Genomic DNA, 20632 nt, shown 5'->3' with positions numbered 1-20632 from the left:
GCTATTCCTCGCGCGCTTGCGCCTTGGCGGACTCATACAGACAAATGGAGGCTGCGGTGGCTAGGTTCAGCGACTCGGCGCGCCCCCGGATGGGAATACGCACCCGGTGGTCCGCCGCACTGAGCAGCTCCTCCCCCAGACCGTGTGCCTCATTACCGAACAGCCACGCCGTCGGCTTCTCCAGCAAGTCCCCGGCCTCGTCGAGGTCGACTTCACCGTCCGCAGCTGTGGCCAGAATCTGGAGACCAGCCTCCCGCAACTGACCCAGCACATCCTTGACGCCCGTATTGCGAGCCACCGGAAGGTGGAACAGGGAGCCTGCCGACGCCCGCGCAGCCTTACTCGACTGCGGGTCCACCGTCTCCCCCGCGAAAACCACCGCATCGGCGCCCATCGCATCAGCCACCCGGATCAACGTTCCCGCGTTTCCTGGGTCATTGGTCTCTACCGGGACACACACCAAACGTGGGCGCCCCTGGATCGCCCGGCCCACGGTCCACAGCACGGGCTCGCACAGCGCGAACAGGCCCGTGGTGGTCACCGTATCGGAGAGGTGCTTGGCCGCGCGCTCGTTGATCGGATGGACGTAGACGCCCATGTGACCGGCAGTAGCGACGATCTCAGGGTACCGAGCAGCTGCCTGTTCGGTGACGAAAAGGTCCTTGGCCGCCCCGGTTGCCACGGCTGCATCCACGGCGTTCTCCCCTTCCACGAGGAAGGCTTCCGCCTTCTTGCGGGCGGCAGCACGGTGAAGCTTTGCCGCATTGACAATGCGGGGCGTGCGCTCGGTGAAAGGATCGTCGAAATTTAGGTGCATGCGGCTAACGCTAGCTCAACGGGAAGCCGCGGGAATCATGGGCCATCTGACCGCTACCGACGAGGATGAGAATGAACTCCACGAAGGCCCAGGCACCAACCGCCATGATGAAGATGAAGCCGATCAGTATGAAGGCCGTGAACCAGCCAAAGATAGTGAGCCCAAGCTGAATGAGTCCCCGGTTGGTGTAACCCAGGTAGAAGTTGTGCACACCAAGAGTGCCGAAGAAGAACGCGAGGAGTGCCGCCACGATCTTGGACTTCTGCGCATATGGCGGGTAGCCATAGGGCTGAACGGGAACTGCATACTGGGGCTGGGCCTGGGGCTGGGCGAAAGCGTGGTAGTTGTTGGCAGCCGGATCAATCGGCATACCGTCCTGGTCGTAGTGCTGATAAGGCTGCGTCATGGAACCTGTTCCTTAGGTCATAGAAGAGTACGAGCGAATAGGGGCATGCTAACAGCAGCCCCCGACATGAGAGCATTTGGTTCGCACGTATCGACGACGCGACGGCGTAAGCACGCCAAAACCCCTGTTCCGTGCAGGAACAGGGGTGAATGACGAAGACAAAGAGTGCTTTACGCAGCCTTGGGAGCGTTAACATCCTCCGGGAGAGCTGCCTTGGCAGCCTCGCACAGAGCGGAGAAGGCAGCGAAGTCGCTGACAGCCAGCTCGGCGAGGATCTTACGGTCGACCTCGATCTCGGCCAGGCGCAGGCCGTGGATGAGACGGTTGTAAGTGATGTCGTTCATGCGGGCAGCAGCGTTGATGCGCTGGATCCACAGCTTGCGGAACTCGGACTTGCGCTTACGACGATCGTTGTAAGCGTAGGTCATGGAGTGCAGCCACTGCTCCTTGGCCTTACGGTAAAGGCGGGAGCGCTGGCCGCGGTAGCCCTTAGCGGACTTGAGAATTGCGCGACGCTTCTTCTTGGCGTTGACGGACCGCTTGACACGTGCCACGGTGATACTTCCTTACAGTGCTGAGAATTTGTGGGGTGGACAGGCGGCCTGTTAGGCCTTGCCGAGGAGACGCTTGATGCGCTTGGTGTCGGCCGGAGCGACATCCTCGGTACCCTTCAGACGACGGGTACGACGGGACGGCTTGCCCTCGAGGAGGTGGCGACGGCCGGCCTGCTCGCGGCGAAGCTTGCCGGAGCCGGTGATCTTCACGCGCTTAGCGGTGCCCTTGTGGGTCTTCTGCTTCATGAGAGTTAAGTCCTTAAATCCCGATTAGTTGTCTTCTACTTCTTACCCTTGCGCAAGGGGCCCAGAACCATGGTCATGTTCCTGCCGTCTTGCTTCGGTCGCATCTCGACGACGCCATAATCCTTGACGTCCTCGGCGAGGCGCTCGAGAAGGCGGTAACCCAGCTCCGGACGTGACTGCTCACGGCCACGGAACATGATGGTCACCTTGACTTTGGATCCCTTCTCCAGGAAGCGGACCACGTTGCCCTTTTTCGTCTCGTAGTCGTGGTCATCGATCTTGGGGCGGAACTTCTGTTCCTTGACCACAGTCTGCTGCTGGTTCTTGCGAGACTCGCGGGCCTTTTGGGCCTGCTCGTACTTGAACTTTCCGTAGTCCATGATCTTGGCGACCGGCGGCTTAGCGTTCGGTGCGACCTCGACCAGGTCGAGATCAGCATCGAAAGCGAGCTTCCGGGCATCGTCCGTGCGGACAATGCCGACCTGTTCTCCGCCCGGGCCGACAAGGCGGACCTCGGGAACTCGGATACGCTCATTAATTCGAGCTTCAGCGCTGATGTGTGACTCCTCAAATAGCAGGGTTTCGTGATTCATACCGTGCCACTAGCAAAGGGTCCCATAAGAAAAACCCGCCTGCCTGGAAGGCATGCGGGAGATCTCACTAGTATGACGCCAGGGCCTGAGCAACTGGCGTTTCTACAAATGACCTGTATCCAACCGGCGAGCCGGTGGCATGAGGTGGGATGATCTCCACTTGTGACCCGAGCCCCTGGAGAGGCGCTACGGGTGGTAGTGGGGACTACCTTAGCCACCGGGGACCGCAAGAATCAAATCGACGCGCTGAAGCGCGGACGTCGATAAGCAATTTAATCCCGAATTGCCCGCTCTTCGAGCACGATGAGCGCATTGTCCCCGCCCTGACAGACGAAAGAATTGGTGGCCTCCGGCCGACACACCACCTGATAGGCCTGGCCGGTAACAGGACTGGTCACCCGCACCTCATGCTGGGTGGGGTTGCCAGCATTAGCGGCCATGGCGATGGCGACATTGGAAGCGAATTCGCAACTTGTGGCATCACTGGCCCGGAAGATCCGCCAATTGACGTTGGCGGCGCATTGCTCAGCACCCGCGGGCATCGAGAAGGCCGGAACAGGCTCAACAGAAGTCGTGGGCGCGGTGGTGGAGGGGGCCACGCTCGACGTCACCGTCGTCGTAGTCTGAGAAGTAGTGCTGGTCGCAGGCGCGGAACTAGGAGCGGCCGTGGACACCACCGTCGAGGTCGGCGGCGCAGCAACCGGGGCATCATCCCGAGCCAGGAAGGCATAGTAAAGCCACACGCCGAGGATGACGGCCGCGAGGACAAGGGCGGCGAGGATCACCATCGCCAAACCAGAACGGCTCCGATCCGCTGGCGCAGATTCCGGGAAATACTGCGGAGCGGCGGGCCCAGACTGTGCAGCAAACTCGGATGTCTCCGGATCCTCAGGTGAAGGCGGAAATTGCCCAGTGGCCATATGCTGCTCCTCGGACGGTCTCAGTTTGATATCGGACGGGCACTGCGCCCGTGAACGGTAGCGGGGCCAATCTTAACGGCCTAGTCTTTAGCCATGGAAAATGACCATCGTTCCACACTGGGGATTCGGATTGCGCTCTCCCGGCTGGAAAAAGCGGAAAAGCTGCTGGCAGAAACCCGCAAGGGATTAGAAAGCATGGTGGAGCGGGACGAAACCACTCTCCCCACCCACGGTACTGCGGAGGCCACAGTTCCCACCATGTCTCCCACTGTGGCTCCCACCCTGGCGACGATAGCCGAGCCACCCGCGCCCGCCCAGCAGAGCCCATTCGCCCCGGCCACCGCACCGAGGCCGGTCGCTGCGACGTCCCCCTATGCCAAGCAACCATGGTTCGATCCCCAGCGGGCTGCTCAGCCACTCAAGTCACCCAGGCCTCCCAAGCCCCCAAAGCCACCGGTGCCGCTGGAGACCAAGGTCATCCGGATCATCGCGGTCGTGGGCTCGTTGATCACGGTTGCTGGCGTGGGATTGGCCGTCGCCTTGGCCATCCAGAACGGACTTCTTGGCCCGCTCGGTCGAGTTTTGCTCTCCGTCCTCCTGGCAGCGATCTTGCTCGGCGCTGGGCTGTGGCTGGATCGCCGCCGCGCAGTCGACGCCTCCGTGAACCCTGGTGTCAGCGCCCTGGTCGTTACGTCCTTCATCACCCTGGCACTTGTGGTTAACTCGCTGTTCTCACTGCTGGGCTGGTGGCCACTCTGGCTGGCGGTTGCCGTCATGCTGGCCATCTGGATCGCCTATCTCGCCCTGACGAGGGTGCGGAAGATGCGCATGGTCGGTTTCGCGATGTGTATCGTCGCCGTATTCCTCGTGATGAGCTTCTTCACTTCCGAAGACACAGGTAGCTGGCCCATCGTCATCGTGCCGCTTACTCTTCTTGCGCTCACCTGGAAGACCTCCTGGAACGAGGTTCACTTCGCCGCAGCCGCGACCGCCGTCATTGTGCAAATTGGTTACACCATGACGGTGTGGTCGGAAGCAACGATTCTCGCCGTCCTGGTCGGGATCGTCACCGCGCTCGCCTTTGTCTGTGTCTCCCTGTTTGACCCGCTGGAAGACAACTCCACCAACACCGTCACCGGCATTATCGCCCCCTTGGTCCTGCTTCTCGTCGCCGTCGAATTGGCGGAGAATACCTGGACCATCTGGCTCTTCCTCCCCGCCACCGCAGCGATGGCGGCGCTCGGCTACTCTCGCTCCTCCAAGCTGGCCACCCACATGGCGCCCATCGCGCTGGCCGCGACAGCCGTTGCGTTCGTCATGGTGTGGGACTTCACCCCGCCATTGGGCACTGGCGCGCGCCTCGACTCGACGATCGTCGTCGCCTTGTTCTTCGTCGCCGCGATTGGCACGACCATCTGGTTGTCCCTCCGCGCCGAAAGCCGCATCTGGCCGTGGGCCTTCTGGCTCGGCGCCGCGGTCATTGTCACGTGGAACCTCTCCCGGAATGTCCTCTCGAAGACTCCCCTATGGCTCACGGACACCAGCGCGTTGATCCAAGCGCTGCTCATCGTGGCGTTCCTTGTGGTGGCGGTCCGCTACCGCAAGTCGCTGGCCGTCCTCCCCATCCCTGCGCAGGTCGTTTTCGCCGTCGCCGGCCTTCACCTCTCCATGGTGGCGCTGGTGACCGTATCCACGTGGGTGGGAACCTTCATCGGGAATACCACCGGCATGTGGTTGGGCTACCTCGTCGGCCATGCTGGAACCTCCATCCTCTGGATGGTTCTGGCTGCCTGGATCCTTCTCGCCGCGCGCGGCCTGTCGGAGCGCGCCTCCCTCGGCGCGGGCATGGTGCTGGCCGTCGCCGGTGTAGTCAAGCTCGTCTTCTTCGACCTCGGGAACCTGGAAGGCCTCCCCCGCGCCGTGGCGTTCCTCGTCTGCGGTGTCGCCTTGCTGGCAATGGCCGCGCTGCGGGCTCGCCGCAAAGACCCCGTCGCCGAATCGGGCAATGCCGCCCCGGCGACGGCGTCGGAGGCTTCGCCGGCTCATGTGCACCCCGACACCGAGACGCGCACCACCGACGTCTAAAGCCCGACGTCTACAGCAACTCGGCGAGGAACTGCCCGGTGTAGGAACCGGGCACCGTAGCCACATCCTCTGGCGTGCCCTGGGCGACGACGGTACCGCCGCCGGAACCACCGTCGGGGCCCATGTCGATGATCCAGTCCGCAGACTTGATCACGTCGAGGTTGTGCTCGATGACCAGGACCGAATTCCCCTTGTCCACGAGTCCCTGGATGACGAGCATGAGCTTGCGGATGTCCTCAAAATGCAGGCCGGTCGTCGGCTCATCAAGGATGTACACGGTCCGGCCGTTGGAGCGCTTTTGCAGCTCGGCTGCGAGCTTGACGCGCTGGGCCTCACCACCCGACAGGGTGGTGGCTGATTGGCCGAGGCGGACGTACCCCAGGCCGACGTCGACGAGCGTCTTGAGATAGCGGTGGATCGAGCCGATGGGCTCGAAGAAGTCCGCCGCCTCAGAAATCGGCATGTCGAGCACCTCGGCGATGTTCTTGCCCTTGTAGGTGACCTCGAGGGTTTCCCGGTTGTAGCGCGCGCCGCCACAAACCTCACAGGGGACATACACGTCAGGCAGGAAGTTCATTTCGATCTTCAGCGTGCCGTCACCCTGGCAGGCTTCGCAGCGTCCTCCCTTGATGTTGAAGGAGAATCGCCCCGCTTTATAGCCGCGCACCTTGGCCTCGGTGGTCTCGGCGAAGAGCTTTCGGACCTTGTCAAACACCCCCGTGTAGGTGGCGGCGTTGGAGCGTGGGGTCCGGCCGATCGGCGACTGATCTACCTGGACCAACTTGTCGAGGTGCTCGGTACCTTCGACTCGCTTCGCCCGGCCCGGCACTTGGCGTGCCTTATTCAGCTTATTGGCCAGAGTCTTGGCCAAAATCTGGTTGATCAGCGTGGATTTGCCGGAGCCCGATACTCCGGTGATGCAGCACAGCACGCCGAGCGGAATGGAGACGTCGACGTTTTGGAGGTTATTCTCCCGGGCCCCGACGATCCGCAGTTCGCGCTCGGGGTCAATGGCACGACGATCGTCAGGCACCCCCAACACCTTGCGACCGGAGAGGTAGGCGCCAGTGAGGGACTCTTCGCTTTCGTACAGCCCAGCGGGCTCGCCCTGGTAGACGATCTCGCCGCCGAACTCGCCGGCTCGCGGTCCAACGTCAACCACCCAATCGGAGGCGCGGATGGTCTCCTCATCGTGTTCGACGACGATGAGGGTATTACCGATGTCTCGAAGGCGTTGCAGCGTGGCAATGAGCTTCTGGTTGTCTCGCTGGTGGAGACCGATGGAGGGTTCGTCGAGGACGTAGAGCACGCCTGCCAGCCCTGAGCCGATCTGCGTGGCCAGGCGGATGCGTTGCGCTTCGCCGCCGGAGAGCGTGCCAGCGGAACGGCTGAGGGTGAGGTAGGACAAGCCGACGTCGAGAAGGAATTGCAGGCGGGCCTGAATTTCCTTGAGCACGGCCCCGGCGATCATTTCCTCCTTCTTGCCCAGCACCAACGAGTCGAGGAACTCGCGGGCGTGGAGGATGGAGAGTCCGGTCAGCCCGGCGATGGACTTCTCGCCGTGTGCCTCAGAGGCCAAGCGCACAGCGAGGATTTCGGGCTTGAGGCGCTCGCCGTGACAGGTCGGGCAAGCAACTTCGCGGGTGTAGGCGAGGAAGCGCTCTTTCGACCATTCCGACTCGACTTGTTCAATCTTGCGGTTGAGGTAGCCCATGACGCCCTCGAAGGGACGCGAGTAGCTACGGACCCGCCCGAAGCGGTTTTTGTACTTGACGGGAACCACCACGCTGGAGCCATGCACGAGGGCCTTGCGTTGGACGGTGGTCAGCTCCGAATAGGGGGTGTCAGCATTGAAGCCCAGCTCCTCCCCCAGCCCCTCAATGAGCTTTTCAAAGTAGGTGTGGTTGGGGCTGGCATTCCACGGCTGAATGGCGTTGATGACGGGGGCATCGGGGTCCGGGATGATGAGGTCAATGTCAACCTCGGTGCGGGTACCAATGCCGTCGCAGGCCGGGCACGCACCATAAGGAGAGTTGAAAGAGAACGCCCGCGGTTCCAGCTCATCCACGTGGAGGGTGTGGCCGTTGGGGCAGGCCAGCTTTTCGGAGAAGCGGGCGAAGCGCTGAGGATCGTCTTCCGGAAGGGAGACGAATTCCAGGACCACCACGCCGTCAGCAAGCTGTAGTGCCGTTTCCACCGAGTCGGTGAGGCGCTGGCGCTGGTTGGGTTTGACCTGCAGGCGGTCAACGACGACATCGATGTCGTGCTTGATCTGCTTCTTCAACGTGGGCGGCTCGGAGAGTTGGTACACCTCACCGTCAACCCTCACGCGCGAGTAGCCCTGCGAGGCAAGGTCGGAGAACAGGTCGACGAATTCCCCCTTGCGGGTGCGAACAACCGGCGCCAGGACCTGGAAACGTAAGCCCTCCTCCATGGCGAGGACTTGATCCACGATCTGCTGCGGCGTCTGACGGCGCACAACAGCGTCACACACCGGGCAGTGAGCGGTACCGGCGCGCGAGTACAGCAGGCGCAGGTAGTCATAGATTTCCGTGATGGTGCCCACCGTGGAGCGGGGGTTGCGGTTGGTGGACTTCTGGTCGATCGACACTGCCGGGGACAGACCTTCGATGAAGTCGACGTCCGGCTTGTCCATCTTGCCCAGGAACATGCGCGCATAGGAGCTCAGCGATTCCATGTATCGGCGCTGGCCCTCCGCAAAAATCGTATCGAAGGCCAACGACGACTTTCCCGAGCCGGATAGCCCAGTGAAGGCAACCATCTTGTCGCGGGGCAGGTCAACATCCACACCCTTGAGGTTGTGTTCACGTGCTCCGCGCACCACGAGGCGGTCTGCCACTTTATTGTCGCCCTTCTCTAGACCTTGGTCACTCAACTGCCAACATCAACAACGCGCGGCCGGATTTCCTTCCGGCCGCTTTCACTTCTCGAACATACCAACGATGCTACCTTCGTGGCTACTCTAGTCACTATGACTACGCAGACACCTACCGAACTCAGCCTTCGCCAGCTGTCCGTTTCCGAGATGGACAATAACTGCTACCTCCTCGTCGCCGGGGATGAGGCATTGCTTATCGACGCCGCGGACAACGCCCCCGCCCTGCTCAACCTCGCCGAGGAAGCGGGAGCCCGCATCACCGCGGTCCTGACAACTCACCGTCACCCCGATCACCACCGGGCCCTCGTCGAGGTCCTGGAGGCAACTGGCGCGACCCACTACGCGTCCTTCCTGGACACTCCCGCGTTGCCCGCTGCGGTCGATGTGGAGCTCAATCATGGCGACACGATCGAGTTCGCTGGGCATAGCTTCCCGGTAGCTATTCTCCGCGGCCACACCCCTGGTGGCGTGGCCATCTCCGCGGAGATCGACGACCAGACCCACCTCTTCGTCGGCGACAGCTTATTTCCTGGCGGCCTCGGCAAGACCACCTCGGAGAGCGACTTCGTCCGATTATTCAACGATGTGTCGAAGCGAATCTTTGACGTCTACTCTGATGACACCATTGTCGAGCCCGGGCACGGCGCCTCCACCACGCTTGGTGCGGAACGACCGCACCTAGAAATCTGGTGGGAGCGCCGTTGGTAGGAAATACTCGCTAAGGTGGATTGAGTACAAACGTCGCATAAAAGGAGCCAGAGATGATCCGCAAGATTGCCCGACCCATGATCGCTTCCGTCTACATTGCGGACGGTGCTGACAGCCTCCTCAACACGAAGGAGCACACGGAGAACGCGGAGTCCCTCATCAATCGCGTGCGTGCGATCCTCCCCCGCCAGTACGCCCGCCAGGTCCCGCAGGACCCGGAGTTGGTCGTCCGCGCTATCGGTGGCGCCAAGGTTGCGTCCGGCGCTGCCCTGGCCGTCGGTTTCCTGCCTCGCGTCTCGGCCTCGGCGCTGGCTATCCTCGCTGTGCCGACGATGATCAGCCGCCACGCGTTCTGGGAGACCCAGGACAAGCAGGAGCGCCAGGCTCGCCGCTCCGGCTTCCTCACCAACGCGGCTCTGCTCGGTGGCCTGCTCATCACCTCCATGGACACCCAGGGCAAGCCGGGCGTTCGCTGGCGCGCCAACAAGGCCGTCGAGAACGCTAACCAGAAGGTTCAGGCTGCCCTGCCCACCAAGTCCGAGACGGAGAAGCTGGGCGACAATGCCCGCGATTGGTTCGAGGATGCCTCCGAGAAGGTCTCCGAGTACGCCACCCGCGCCCAGGATTACGTGGCCGACAACAAGGACGAGTGGTTCGACTCTGCCGCCGCAGCTGCCACCACGGCCACTGCTGTGGCTGCTGGCGCCGCTCACAAGGTCTCCGATTACGTCTCGGAGAACAAGGACGATTGGCTGTCTGCCGCTCAGGACAACGCCAAGGCTGCCCGCAAGTCAGTGGTGAAGACCGCTGCCAAGGCCCAGGATCGCGCCGACGAGGCATATGCCCAGGCAGAGAAGAAGTCCGGCCGCGCTGCGAAGAAGGCTCGCAAGAACGCCTCCAAGCTCCAGGGCCGCGCCAACAAGGCGATTCACAAGGCTCAAAAGAAGGTCGGCGACCTGCGCTAAGTATTGCGCTATGATGGTGCCTCCGTTCTTCCAGGAGGTACCACGCTTGACTGAGCACGACAATCGGGAGTTAGCGCGCGAACAGGCCTACACGGATGGCCTGTTCGCGCGTCTTGACGCAGAAGTGTCACAGGCCAACCAGCGCCTGGCCGAAGTTCAACTAGAAGTCGACCCCGCTAACCCGGACGCGGATGCCCTCATCCGCCGCGAGACTGAGTATCACAGTCTCAATTCCAAACTTGACCGCCTGAATCTCGCCCAGTTGGGCTTGGTTTTTGGCCGCATCGATATCGCTGATCCGGCCGAGGGCCCGGGGCTGGATCGTCGCTACGTCGGCCGCATGGGCCTGGATATTCGCGAGGAGGGCTACCGCACTCTCCTGCTGGATTGGCGCGTGCCCATGGCCCGCCCGTTCTACCTCGCCACTACCGCTCAGCCCGAGGGCGTCCACTTGCGCCGCCACATCCGCACGACGGGGCGCGAGGTCACTGGCATTGATGACGAGTATCTCTCGGGCGAACTAGCTGGCCAGGGGCGCAGTGGGGTCGGCGGCGAATCAGCCCTGTTCCAGGCGATGAAGGCGGCCCGCACCGGGCGCATGAAGTCTATTGTGGAGACGATTCAGCGCGAGCAGGACCTCATTATTCGCGATGAGACCCGCGGCGTCATGGTCGTCGAGGGTGGACCAGGCACGGGCAAGACCGCCGTCGCACTGCACCGCGTCGCGTATCTGCTGTACACCGCCCGCGAGCGGCTGTCCAAGACCGGCGTCCTCATCGTCGGTCCCAACTCAACGTTCCTCGACTACATCTCTCACGTCCTCCCCGAACTCGGCGAGACCGGCGTAGTGCTCTCCACCGTCGGCGACCTCTACCCCGGCGTGTCCGGCACCGCGGAAGAATCCCTGCTCACCCGCGAGATCAAAGGGTCGGAGGAAATGGTCACCATCCTCACCGAAGCGGTCCGCGCCTATCAAACCCTGCTGGAGGACCCCGTCGAACTAGCACACGGGTCGCTCACCCTGCTTATCGACGCCCCGATGGTCAAGGCCGCGCGCACCCGCGCGCGCCGCGCGCGTCGTCCACACAACGAGGCTCGCGCGGTGTTCGCTGAGCACCTCATCGATCAGCTCGCTCGCCAGCTCGCGGAGAAGATCGGCGCCGATCCCCTCGGAGGGAAGAACCTCCTCTCCGCCGCCGACGTCGACCAGTTGCATGATGACCTGGCGGAAGAGGCGGACGTCGATAAGCTCATTGACCGCTTCTGGCCTGAGCTGACCCCGCAGCGCGTCCTGCGCGAATTGTTGGAGTCTGCCGAGGCTATCGACGCTGCTGCCAGCGCCTACGACGACGAAACCCGCCAGGCACTGCTCCGCCCGGCTGGCTCCGAATGGTCGGCTGCCGATGCGGCGCTGCTCGACGAACTCGCCGTCCTCATCGGCCTGCCCGAGGACGCCACCGCCGAAGCGACGTCCGAGGAAGATATCGACGACGCCCAGGAATTGCTCGATATCCTCGAATCATCCGCCTCCGTCGACGACGATGACCTCGGCGACATTTTCGACGCCGAACACCTCGCCGCAACCGACGTCATCGACGCCGAAACCCTCGCCCGCCGCCAAGACACCCGCGACTCCCTCTCCACCGCCGAGCGCGCCCGGGCCGACCACAACTGGGCATACGGCCACGTCATCGTCGACGAAGCCCAAGAGCTATCCCCGATGGAATGGCGGATGGTCTTCCGCCGCATCCCCTCTCGCTGGATGACGCTCGTCGGCGATACCGCCCAGACCGGCTCCCCCGCCGGCGTGGACACGTGGGCGACGGCACTGGAACCATTCGTGGGCACCCGATTCCGCCACCACGAGCTGACCGTCAACTACCGCACCCCCGCCGAGATCATGGAGGTAGCCAACCAAATCCTGGCGATAATCGATCCAGCTGCAACACCGGCTCTGACCATCCGCGAATCCGGCCAGCCAGTGCGCTTCCTCCCCGCCGGTTCCGAGGTCCCCGTGGAGGACGAAGGACTCACCCAGCTCATCACCGCTGATAACGTCACGGAAGTAAAGGGCCTGGAGTTCGACCACGTCATCGTGGAAGACCCCGCGGCGATCGTCGCGCAATCACCGCAAGGCTGGCAGGACCTCTACGTCGCCATCACCCGAGCGACGCAGACGTTGACCATCGTCGGTGAGCTGCCCGAGGCATAACAAAAAAAGGGGCCCAACAAGGGCCCCTTTGTGCAAACGTGTCTTAAGCGACGGTGTGGACGATCATGACGTCACAGTCCGACTGACGGGCAACATCCGCTGGGACGGAGCCGAGCAGGCGACCGGTGAGGGAGTTGATGCCACGGTTACCGACGACGAGCAGATCAGCCTTGTTGTCGTTCACAATGGCCATGAGGGCCTCGACCGGGGTGCCCGGGCGGATGGCCTTCTCGATCTTGGTGGCGCCGACCGCACGGGCAGCCTCTTCACCAGCGGCGAGGTTAGCCTGGGCGGTCTCGTCGCCCAGGATCGTCACCGAATCCTGACGCAGCGTCTTGGAGGCCGCGTCCTTATCCTCGTAGTAGGCGCAGCCAATGATGAGGGTGGCGTCGAATGCCGCGGCGATTCGGGCAGCGCGCTCGACGGCCAACAGGGAAGACTTCGAGCCGTCCGTGCCAACAACGATCTTTTGGTAGTTATCACTCATGGGACTTGTCAGGACCTTTCCTCGGAGGTGATTGATTGAGCTATGTTAGCAACGATACGCGTTAGGAATCGACGCCTTCGGTATTCACGATCATAACGTTGACCGAGGAATGACGGACGACCTCAGTCGGGATATTGCCAAACACCCTGCCGGTCAAGGTATTGACACCCTTGTTGCCCACGACCAGCAGGTCAATCCCATTATCCTCGACTTCTTGGACGAGGACCGCTGCGGGGGCACCCGCACGCTTCCGCAGGTCGATCTTGGTGGCGCCTTCCTCCTCCGCGACAACCCGTGCGTCGCGCAAGTACTCGTCCGCGACGTCCTCTCCGACGATCGGGATGGCCGAGACATCCGAGTGCGGCGAATTGAGCAGGGATCCGGAAGCGGAGTGCCACGCGACGATAATGACGAGGGTGGCGTCATAGACGCGAGCCAGGCTGGCTGCGGCACGAACAGCCAAGAGGGAGGAATCAGACCCATCGGTGCCGACGGCGATGCTGTTGTACGTAATCATGCCCTCCAGATTACATTCCAATGTCTTTCATGCCGCGCTGTTCCTTTTTCAGGTCCGCAATCTCATCGCGGAGTCGGCCGGCCAACTCGAACTTGAGGTCGCGGGCAGCGGCCCCCATTTGGGCAGTGAGGTCGTCGATGAGCTTCTGCAGCTGCTCCATCGGCATGTCGGAGGTATCGGGTCGCTCGACCATCGCGGCCTCCCCGCCCGACGGAGCGCCTGCCTCGGGGTTGTTTTCATAGACCTGGTCTAGGATGTCGGCTATCTTTTTCCGCAACGGCTGGGGGTCAATGCCGTGCTCGGTGTTGTAGGCGATCTGCTTCTCGCGGCGCCGTTCCGTCTCGTCGATGGCCTGCGCCATGGAGTCGGTGATCTTGTCGGCGTACATGATGACCTCGCCGGAGACGTTGCGGGCGGCGCGGCCAATCGTCTGGATCAATGACGTCGCCGAGCGCAGGAAGCCTTCTTTGTCAGCGTCGAGGATGGCCACCAAAGACACCTCGGGGAGGTCAAGCCCCTCGCGCAGCAGGTTGATGCCGACGAGGACGTCGAACTCACCGAGCCGCAGCTGTCGCAGGAGTTCCACGCGCTGCAGCGTGTCGATGTCGGAGTGCAGGTAGCGAACCTTGATCCCGTTCTCTAGGAGGTAGTCAGTGAGGTCCTCCGCCATCTTCTTGGTCAAGGTGGTGACCAACACTCGTTCGTTGTTGCTGGTGCGCTCTCGAATCTCGTGGATGAGGTCGTCGATCTGGCCTTGGGTCGGCTTCACCGTCACCTTCGGGTCCACGAGACCGGTCGGGCGAATGACCTGCTCGACGAACTCGCCACCAGCGGCCGCCATCTCGTATTTGCCCGGCGTGGCCGAGAGGTACACGGTCTGACCAACGCGCGCCTCAAACTCCTCCCACGTCAGCGGCCGGTTATCCATAGCCGAGGGCAAGCGGAATCCGAACTCGACGAGGTTGCGCTTACGCGACATGTCCCCCTCGAACATGCCGCCGATCTGCGGAACGGTGACATGAGACTCGTCGATAATGGTGAGGAAGTCTTCGGGGAAGTAGTCGATGAGGGTCGCGGGGGCGGTACCTGGGCCACGTCCATCGATGTGGCGCGAGTAGTTCTCAATGCCGGAGCAAAAACCCACCTGCTCGATCATCTCAAGGTCGTATTCCGTGCGCATGCGCAGGCGCTGGGCCTCCAGCAGCTTGCCCTTGTTTTCCAGGTCAGCGAGTCGCTCGGCCAACTCGGCCTTGATTGCCACGACCGCTTTCTCCATGCGCTCGGGGCCAGCAACGTAGTGCGTCGCAGGGAAAATACGGATGTCCTCCACCTGGCGCACGACATCGCCGGTGAGCGGGTGGATGTAGTAGAGCGCATCAATTTCGTCGCCGAAGAACTCCACGCGCACGGCCAGCTCCTCGTACGCGGGGATGATATCGACGGTGTCGCCCTTGGCGCGAAACGTGCCCCGCTGGAAGGCGATGTCGTTGCGTTCGTACTGAATGTCCACGAGCAGACGCAGGAAGCGATCGCGTTCGACCTCCTCCCCCACGTTGAGCACCACCGAGCGGTCGAGGTAGGACTGAGGAGTGCCCAGGCCGTAAATGCTCGACACTGAGGACACGACGACGACGTCGCGGCGGGAGAGCAACGCGGACGTGGCCGAGTGCCGCAGGCGCTCCACATCATCGTTGATCGAGGAGTCCTTCTCGATGTAGGTGTCCGTCTGCGCGATGTACGCCTCAGGTTGGTAGTAGTCGTAGTAGGAGACGAAGTACTCGACTGCGTTGTTAGGTAACAACTGCTTGAGCTCATTGGCTAACTGCGCGGCCAAGGTCTTATTTGGTGCCATGACGAGGGTGGGCCGCTGCTGCTTTTCAATCAGCCACGCCGCCGTAGCCGACTTACCGGTACCGGTAGCACCAAGGAGAACGATGTCTTCCTCTCCGCGGTTGAGTCGGGCGTCCAGGTCCGCGATCGCGGCCGGCTGATCGCCCGCGGGTTGGTACTCCGAGATGACTTCGAAGCGCCCGTCGCTTCTTTCGATCTCGCCGACGGGACGATGCTCTGAGTGGGACAAGACTGGGTGTTCAGCTGCAAACGCCATGGCCCACATGGTACACCTGTTCGGTGTTAGTCGTCCGCGCCGTCGCCCTCGGCCTTTCTCAGCACACTGTCCAGATGGCGTTGGCGGGGTTGGCCGGCAGCTGCCATATCAAACGTCGTGGTCAGGACGTCGCCATCGATGATGTAGGTGCGGGCCGTCGACTCGACGGGCTTGGACGTGCGGGAGTTGCTCACCGTCGATTCATCGAAGGTGAGGGTGGCGCGGTCGTCGATAAGCTCGGCTGTGCCGTGGAGGAGTTCGGTCTGGCCGGTGGGCTGCGCGAGGATGAGTTCAATCCTGCCGTCCGGTTGGGGGCGGAGGAAGCCGAGCTCGGTGTGCATGGGCGCCCCGGTGTCGAGATGTCGCGTGCGTTGTTCGTAGCGCAGGAAGGGTTTGCCGGGCAGCGCCGTGAACGTCACGGTCTCGATATAGCGAAAGTCCGAGATGGTCGGATAGTGTCCGTGGCCCTCACCGTGCCAGGTTCCGATGAGGAAGGCGAAGGGCGCAACATGTGGGTGGTAGTCCATGACTTGATCATGTCACTTCCAAGCCACGAATACGCTCGATGAGATCAGCGACCTGCCGGTCGAGGCTTTCCAGATTGCCATTGTTATCAATAACCACGTCCGCCGGCGCCAGCCGCACCTCATCCGAAATTTGCGCGTCCAAGCGCCGCCGGGCGTCCTCTTCCGTGAGCCCACGCCAGGCCACCAGGCGGGCCACGCGCGTCTCAGCATCGACATCCACGACCACGACTAAGTCCATGGCCTCGTGCAGCCCGTTGTCCACCAACAGTGGCATGTCGTAGACCACCGCCTTCTCCCCCGCCGCCTCTGCCGCGGCAAAACGACGCGCCGTCTCGGCCTGAATCCGCGGGTGAGTGATGGAGTTGAGCAGCTCGGTGTGCTCGGAGTCCACGAAGGCGCGGGTGGCCAATAGTGAGCGGTTAAGGGAGCCGTCCTCGTTGAGGATGTCGTGGCCAAAGGCCTGCGCCAACTCCGCCAAGGCGGGCTGCCCAGGCTTGACGATGTCGCGGGCAATGAGGTCCGCGTCAATGATTGGTAGGCCGTGGGAACGCAAAAGATCGGCAACGGTAGTTTTACCGCTGCCGATCCCTCCGGTGAGTCCAATGCGAAGCATGAACCCGAGTCTAGCTTTTACTCGTCGTTGGCCTTGATGGTGATGATGTTGTCACCCAGGTTGACGTGCTCTGCGGGGTGACCCTCGACCGACGCGAACTTCTTCGTGTTCACCACGAGCACCGGGGTGACGGCAGAGAAACCAGCCTCCGCGATCTTGGCGGTGTCGAAGCGGATGAGCGGGGTTCCGGCAGTGACCTGCTGGCGCCTCTCCACGAGAACCTCGAAGCCTTCGCCATTCATCTGCACAGTGTCGACGCCGATGTGGATGAGCAGCTCCACGCCGCTATCCAGGCGCAGGCCGACAGCGTGGCCGGTCTTTTGCACGGTGAGGATGAGGCCGTCCGCCGGGGCAACGACGGTGTCGCCGATCGGCTCGATACCAACGCCATTGCCCAGGGCACCGCTAGCGAAAGCAGCATCCGGAACCTCGGCGAGCGGCATGACCCGGCCCTCGAGCGGGGCACCGAGCTCAGTGATGGCACCAGCCATGAGAGCAGGCTTGACAGCGGTCGCGGTAGCGGTGCCACCTGCGGCGGCAGCGCCGCCGATGACTGCGGCGTCCAGCGACGCAGCGTCGATACGCTCTTCTTCTGCCTCATTGGCAGCTTCGCGCTCAGCGGCAATCTTGGCCAAAGCCTCGGCCTTCTCGTCCTTGGTGCGGTAGTCGAAGAAGATGACCAAGAACATCGAGGTGAAGAACGCCACGGCGATGCCGATGGTGTAGCCCCACCACGGGTCCATGGCCGGGATGGTGAGCAGGGAGGTGAAGACGAAGGCGTATGCCTTGATGTTGAAGATGCCCATGACGACGCCGCCCAGGAAACAACCCGGCAGCAGTCGAGCGTAGGACTTCCTGAAGCGCAGGAGAACACCGTAGAGGGAGGGCTCCGAAATACCACCGAGCAGACCGGCCATCATGCCACCAAGGGAGACCTGGCGCATGGACTTGTTGCCCTCGCGGAGGGAGACGATCATGACGCCGGTGACCACACCGAAGCAGGCGAAGTTCCATGCACCCATGGGGCCCTGGATGAAGTCGTAGCCGAGGGTGGCGATGTTCTGGATCATGATGGCGTTGAGCGGCCAGTGCAGACCCAGCGGAACCAGGAACGGGTACAGCAAAGGAATGATGATGGCCAGGATGAACGGCGAGAAGTTGTTAACCGCGTCGAGGAAGCTCGAGATTCCCTCACCGATAAAGATGCCGAATGGGCCGAGGAAGAAGGCGGTAGCCGGGATCATGATGAGCAGCGAGAAGAACGGCACGAACACCATCTGGACCGACGAAGGAATGATCTTCTTCAGACCCTTCTCCACCCAGAACAGGCCAATAGCGGCGATGAGCGGCGGGAAGACCTGACCGGCGTAGCTGTTGATGACCATGGGCAGGCCAAAGACCTGGACCACGTCGCCGGGCTCGCCGAGGGCGAGGAACTCCGGGGTGAGCAGGGCGGCCGGGATTGCGGCGCCCACCCATTCGTTGGCGCCCAGCTTGCGGGCTGCGGTGGCACCCACCATGATCGGCAGGAAGTAGAACACCGAACGCCACATGGCATGCATGAACACGTACGTCGGCGGCTGCTCATCCATCGGCGCGCGGAAGTCCTGCAAGCCGAAGGTATCGGCGAGGACCAACAAGGTGATGATCAGCGAAGCGCCGAGCAGTGCCCACAGGATCGGGCGGAAAGTATCAGAGAGGAATTCGAAGGCGTAGTCGATGAACGAGTAGCGGGACCGAACGCCGCCGTACTCCTTCTTCGACGAAGCAGCCTTCTCATCCGAGTCACCCATTCCGGGCTCTTTCGTGATGTCGCCGTAGTACTCAGCCACGCCACCGCCCATCACCACCTGCAGACCGGTGGTGCCTTGCTTAACCACACCGAGGACGGCGGGATCTGATTCCAGGGCAGCGACGTCGACCTTATCTTGGTCGGCTAGTTGGAAGCGCAGCCGAGTGGCACAGTGCGTCAACGAGGTAACGTTTTCGGCACCGCCCACCTCCTTAAGGATGTGCTGCGACGTCGATGTCGTCTTGGACGCCATGTATGGGACCTTTCTCATGGGCCGTGCCCGACGACTGAAGAAGACGGGCACAACCTCGACTGTTCCGGAAACCCTGGGAGGAAAATTCCCCCGTGCTTTGGAGAAGCTGTCAAAGCTTCCGGTATGACAACGCCATTCTATCCCTCATCCCCACATAAACGGAACATCCAGGTCCCAAATACTTGGTGTCGTGTGGGACAAGGCAGACTTAGGCAAAAATTGTCATGACCAGTGGGCAGGCCAACACCCCCGGACAGCGAAAAACCGCCCCCGTGCGGTCGATCCGATTTCTCGGACCGGCGCACAAGGGCGGTTGAACTGCTAGCTAGCTGAGCTTAGTTGCCAGCGAGCTTCTCGCGGAGAGCAGCGAGCTGCTCATCGGAAGCGAGGGAACCACCGGTGGTCTCCACCTGAGCGATGTCCTCGGATGCCGGAGCGTCAGCATCCTCGGTCTCAGAGGAGTAGTTGGTGGCAGACTGCTCAGCAGCCTCGGCGGCAGCAACACGGGAACGCTCGATCTGAGCGGTGTGCAGCTGGAAGCGACGCTCGGACTCAGCGTAGCGAGCCTCCCATGCCTGACGCTGCTCCTCGAAGCCCTCGAGCCACTCGTTGGTCTCGGGATCGAAGCCCTCGGGGAAGATGTAGTTGCCCTGCTCGTCGTAAGAGTCGGCCATACCGTACTTGGACGGGTCGAACTCCTCCGAGTAATCCTCATCTGCCTGCTTGAGGGAGAGGGAAATACGGCGACGCTCGAGGTCGATGTCGATGACCTTGACCATGGCCTCTTCGCCGACGGTGACAACCTGATCCGGGACCTCCACGTGGCGCTGAGCCAGCTCGGAGATGTGGACGAGGCCCTCGATGCCCTCTTCGACGCGCACGAAGGCACCGAAGGGAACGAGCTTGGTGACCTTGCCGGGGACGATCTGGCCGACAGCGTGGGTGCGTGCGAACACGCGCCACGGATCTTCCTGGGTGGCCTTCAGCGACAGGGACACGCGCTCGCGGTCGAGATCGACGTCGAGCACCTCAACGGTGACCTCATCGCCGACGGTGACAACCTCAGACGGGTGATCGATGTGCTTCCAGGACAGCTCGGAGACGTGAACCAGGCCGTCGACTCCGCCGAGATCGACGAAGGCACCGAAGTTGACGATGGAGGACACGACGCCCTTGCGGACCTGGCCCTTCTGCAGCTGGTGCAGGAACTCAGAGCGGACCTCAGACTGGGTCTGCTCGAGCCATGCACGGCGGGATAGGACCACGTTGTTGCGGTGCTTGTCCAGCTCGATGATCTTGGCCTCAAGCTCCTGGCCGATGTACGGATCCAGGTCGCGGACACGACGCATCTCCACGAGGGAGGCGGGCAGGAAGCCACGCAGGCCGATGTCCAGGATGAGGCCGCCCTTGACGACCTCGATGACGGTACCGGTGACCGGCTCCTCGTTCTCCTGCAGCTTCTCGATGGCACCCCAGGCGCGCTCGTACTGAGCCCGCTTCTTGGAGAGGATCAGACGGCCCTCCTTGTCCTCCTTGGTGAGGACCAGTGCGTCGATCTGATCGCCGACCTGGACGACCTCGTCCGGGTCAACATCGTGCTTGATGGACAGCTCGCGGGACGGGATAACGCCCTCGGTCTTGTATCCGATGTCGAGCAGGACCTCATCGCGGTCAACCTTGACGACGGTGCCTTCGACGATGTCACCATCGTTGAAGTACTTGATCGTGGCGTCGACTGCTGCGAGGAAATCCTCAGCGGTGCCAATGTCATTGATGGCAACCTGAGGGGTGTTGGTGTTGGGCATGTGTTCAGTTGCTCCGAGTTGGATAGGAGATAGAAAGTGGACAGGAACGAATCTCTCAAAAACCCACCTAGTGGCGAGTTTTGATCACACCCTGGGGTCGTGCAGGCCCTCCCATTTCGACCTAAC

At 62.3% G+C, this 20632-nt stretch carries 18 protein-coding genes; 4 read left to right on the top strand and 14 right to left on the bottom strand.

Annotated features, from left to right (window positions below; translation table 11 throughout):
* Position 1: 1 nt before the first annotated feature.
* From CTEST_RS06035 to CTEST_RS13065, 6 genes are all read right to left on the bottom strand, one after another.
* Positions 2 to 817 (bottom strand): TrmH family RNA methyltransferase, encoded by an 816-nt coding sequence (locus CTEST_RS06035; protein ID WP_047252983.1) that lies wholly within the window; start codon positions 815 to 817, stop codon positions 2 to 4.
* Between the two features lie 10 nt (positions 818 to 827).
* A complete protein-coding gene (locus CTEST_RS13325) occupies positions 828 to 1223 on the bottom strand; it encodes a TM2 domain-containing protein (protein WP_047252982.1) in 396 nt (131 codons plus the stop codon).
* Between the two features lie 170 nt (positions 1224 to 1393).
* Complete coding sequence (rplT, locus tag CTEST_RS06025; protein ID WP_047252981.1) at positions 1394 to 1777, bottom strand: 50S ribosomal protein L20; 384 nt, start codon at positions 1775 to 1777, stop codon at positions 1394 to 1396.
* Between the two features lie 51 nt (positions 1778 to 1828).
* Positions 1829 to 2023 (bottom strand): 50S ribosomal protein L35, encoded by a 195-nt coding sequence (rpmI, locus tag CTEST_RS06020; RefSeq protein ID WP_047252980.1) that lies wholly within the window; start codon positions 2021 to 2023, stop codon positions 1829 to 1831.
* A 35-nt stretch (positions 2024 to 2058) separates the two neighbouring features.
* Positions 2059 to 2616 carry a translation initiation factor IF-3 gene (gene infC, locus CTEST_RS06015; RefSeq protein WP_047252979.1) on the bottom strand — a complete coding sequence of 186 codons (558 nt, stop codon included), beginning with the start codon at positions 2614 to 2616 and terminating at the stop codon, positions 2059 to 2061.
* A 272-nt stretch (positions 2617 to 2888) separates the two neighbouring features.
* Positions 2889 to 3404 (bottom strand): hypothetical protein, encoded by a 516-nt coding sequence (locus CTEST_RS13065; RefSeq protein ID WP_052844313.1) that lies wholly within the window; start codon positions 3402 to 3404, stop codon positions 2889 to 2891.
* Positions 3405 to 3629: 225 nt separating this feature from the next.
* Here CTEST_RS13065 and CTEST_RS06005 point away from each other — a divergent pair, with 225 nt between their 5' ends.
* Entirely contained in the window at positions 3630 to 5621 is a 1992-nt protein-coding gene (locus CTEST_RS06005; RefSeq protein WP_047252978.1) for a DUF2339 domain-containing protein, read from the top strand.
* Positions 5622 to 5631: 10 nt separating this feature from the next.
* Here CTEST_RS06005 and uvrA read toward each other — a convergent pair whose 3' ends face one another.
* Positions 5632 to 8481, bottom strand: coding sequence for an excinuclease ABC subunit UvrA (uvrA, locus tag CTEST_RS06000; RefSeq protein WP_047254259.1), 2850 nt, complete (start codon positions 8479 to 8481; stop codon positions 5632 to 5634).
* A gap of 132 nt (positions 8482 to 8613) precedes the next feature.
* On the opposite strand from uvrA, the gene CTEST_RS05995 reads away from it, so the two are divergent.
* From CTEST_RS05995 to CTEST_RS05985, 3 genes are read left to right on the top strand one after another with little or no spacing between them, the layout of a single operon-like run.
* Positions 8614 to 9228: an MBL fold metallo-hydrolase gene (locus CTEST_RS05995; RefSeq protein WP_047252977.1), complete on the top strand. Its 615-nt coding sequence runs from the start codon at positions 8614 to 8616 to the stop codon at positions 9226 to 9228.
* 53 nt (positions 9229 to 9281) lie between these two features.
* Positions 9282 to 10193 carry a DoxX family protein gene (locus CTEST_RS05990; RefSeq protein WP_047252976.1) on the top strand — a complete coding sequence of 304 codons (912 nt, stop codon included), beginning with the start codon at positions 9282 to 9284 and terminating at the stop codon, positions 10191 to 10193.
* A 10-nt stretch (positions 10194 to 10203) separates the two neighbouring features.
* Entirely contained in the window at positions 10204 to 12405 is a 2202-nt protein-coding gene (locus CTEST_RS05985; protein WP_083985458.1) for a HelD family protein, read from the top strand.
* 43 nt (positions 12406 to 12448) lie between these two features.
* Here CTEST_RS05985 and CTEST_RS05980 read toward each other — a convergent pair whose 3' ends face one another.
* The 7 genes from CTEST_RS05980 to rpsA form a co-directional block, all read right to left on the bottom strand.
* Entirely contained in the window at positions 12449 to 12892 is a 444-nt protein-coding gene (locus CTEST_RS05980) for a universal stress protein (RefSeq protein ID WP_047252975.1), read from the bottom strand.
* A gap of 61 nt (positions 12893 to 12953) precedes the next feature.
* Positions 12954 to 13409 (bottom strand): universal stress protein, encoded by a 456-nt coding sequence (locus CTEST_RS05975; RefSeq protein ID WP_047252974.1) that lies wholly within the window; start codon positions 13407 to 13409, stop codon positions 12954 to 12956.
* Between the two features lie 10 nt (positions 13410 to 13419).
* Complete coding sequence (uvrB, locus tag CTEST_RS05970; protein WP_047254257.1) at positions 13420 to 15516, bottom strand: excinuclease ABC subunit UvrB; 2097 nt, start codon at positions 15514 to 15516, stop codon at positions 13420 to 13422.
* A 26-nt stretch (positions 15517 to 15542) separates the two neighbouring features.
* Positions 15543 to 16043 (bottom strand): FABP family protein, encoded by a 501-nt coding sequence (locus CTEST_RS05965; protein ID WP_047252973.1) that lies wholly within the window; start codon positions 16041 to 16043, stop codon positions 15543 to 15545.
* Between the two features lie 7 nt (positions 16044 to 16050).
* Complete coding sequence (gene coaE, locus CTEST_RS05960; protein ID WP_047252972.1) at positions 16051 to 16656, bottom strand: dephospho-CoA kinase; 606 nt, start codon at positions 16654 to 16656, stop codon at positions 16051 to 16053.
* Positions 16657 to 16673: 17 nt separating this feature from the next.
* On the bottom strand, positions 16674 to 18701 hold the full coding sequence (locus tag CTEST_RS05955) for a glucose PTS transporter subunit IIA (protein ID WP_047252971.1): 2028 nt from the start codon (positions 18699 to 18701) through the stop codon (positions 16674 to 16676).
* A 335-nt stretch (positions 18702 to 19036) separates the two neighbouring features.
* Complete coding sequence (rpsA, locus tag CTEST_RS05950) at positions 19037 to 20506, bottom strand: 30S ribosomal protein S1 (protein ID WP_047252970.1); 1470 nt, start codon at positions 20504 to 20506, stop codon at positions 19037 to 19039.
* Positions 20507 to 20632 lie beyond the last annotated feature (126 nt).

This window comes from Corynebacterium testudinoris (genome assembly GCF_001021045.1).
Classification (GTDB): Bacteria; Actinomycetota; Actinomycetes; order Mycobacteriales; family Mycobacteriaceae; genus Corynebacterium; species Corynebacterium testudinoris.
The sequence above is the reverse complement of the archived record's forward strand: the minus strand, read 5'-3'. Positions and strand labels throughout refer to the sequence as shown.